Source organism: Corynebacterium sp. MSK071 (genome assembly GCF_030232125.1).
Classification (GTDB): domain Bacteria; phylum Actinomycetota; class Actinomycetes; order Mycobacteriales; family Mycobacteriaceae; genus Corynebacterium; species Corynebacterium kefirresidentii.
In genome coordinates this window covers 1-1,077 of the sequence record NZ_JASPJA010000039.1, presented here as the reverse complement: position 1 = coordinate 1,077, position 1,077 = coordinate 1, and the positions used below count along the sequence as shown (strand labels likewise).

Genomic DNA, 1,077 nt, shown 5'->3' with positions numbered 1-1,077 from the left:
TGCCTGCTGTGGATTTGATGGCGCCGATAACACCGCCGTCAGCGAAGGAGCCGGAAAGTCCGGTGCCTTTTCCTGCTTGTGCTGTAGCGTTCATACGTGCGACTGCTGCTGGGCCGCCGACTGCTCTGGTCCATTCTGGGCGCATGATGGCCTCACCACCGGATAGGTTGAGCGTTCCGCCGGTAGGCGAGAAGAAGGTGTGTATGTCGCGGCCTGGGGTGTAGCCGGGCATGACGCCACCGCTGGCGAAGCTAACCTCAGGAAGCTTTTCTACACCAGTTACCTTGGATACAGCGTTCCATGCGGGGCGAATGCCGTTGTTGTAGGCGACGTTGGCAATTTTGCCGGCAATTGACTTAATAGTTTCCCAGACACTGTTCCATGCGGATTTGATTCCATCAGCGGCTTTTTCAAACCATTGCTTAACTTGGTCGACCCCTTGCTTCATGCGGTCGAAAGCAGGACGAACGTGTGCATCGACAATCCCTTTAATGAAGTCTGACATGTGTTGCCAGGCAGGAAGAAGGACGTTGTCAATAATGGCCTTGATACCGTCGACAACCATGTTCCACACGGCTTTAATCCCGTTAAATACTGGCTGAATAGCGTTATTCCAGATAGCGGACAGGAATTGGCTCATCGCGTCCCACGCTGGGATAAGTACCGTATCGATGAGGGCCTTGATGCTATTTACGACAGCTTCCCAGAGCTGCTTTATCAGGTTGAGGATTGGTTGGATAGCTGCTTCCCATAGGAAGTGCACTGCTTGTGCGACAGCGTCCCATGCGGGTTTGAGTACGTTTTCCCACAGGGCTTGAATGCCGGTTACGAGTAGCTCCCAGCCTGCTTTGATGGCCTCGAACCCCACCATCACTATGGACTTAACCAGCATGAACTGCATCATGATAGGTGTCAGAAGTGCCGTGATGATGTAGGGCGCTACCTGCTGGATAACTGCCCACGCTTTCGAAAACCACTCACCAATAGCCGAAAATACAGGCTGAATCCATTCCCAGAAGCTGCGGAGCGCGTCACCAATCTTCGACAAGATTTGATGCCCGACCTCGGTCTTTGTCA

At 53.2% G+C, this 1,077-nt stretch carries 1 protein-coding gene; it reads right to left on the bottom strand.

Annotation, left to right across the window (positions count from 1 at the left end):
• The coding region (locus QP990_RS12095) for a hypothetical protein (RefSeq protein WP_284799413.1) at positions 1–1,048 on the bottom strand (1,048 nt) is incomplete at its 3' end.
• Positions 1,049–1,077: the final 29 nt, after the last annotated feature.